The 279-nt window shown below is 69.2% G+C and carries 1 protein-coding gene; it reads right to left on the reverse strand.

What is annotated here, in order from left to right:
• Window positions 1-279 (reverse strand): DUF7527 domain-containing protein (locus ACFR9S_RS08515; protein ID WP_459077197.1); only part of this gene is annotated, 279 nt, incomplete at both ends.

The raw sequence follows: 279 nt of genomic DNA on the forward strand, positions 1-279 counted from the left end.
GGACGGCACCGTCGTCGTCGAACTCGGTGTGGTGTTCGAGCCGGATGTTGTCGTTGACCGCCTCGCGGCCGGCGTCGCCGGAGTGGGCGTCCTCGAGCGTCGGCCCGCCCTTGCGTTCGTAGCGGACGAACAGGTTCGTACCCGCCATCGCCTCCTCGGGGGTGATCTCGTGGTCCCCGTCGGGGACGTACTCCCGGGCCGCTTCGAGTTCGGACTCGGCGGCGTCGAGTTCGGTCTCCAGCCGATCGACCGTCGTTCTGAGCTCCTCGAGCTCCGCCT

The sequence above is a fragment of the Halolamina salina genome (assembly GCF_042678005.1).
Classification (GTDB): Archaea; Halobacteriota; Halobacteria; order Halobacteriales; family Haloferacaceae; genus Halolamina; species Halolamina salina.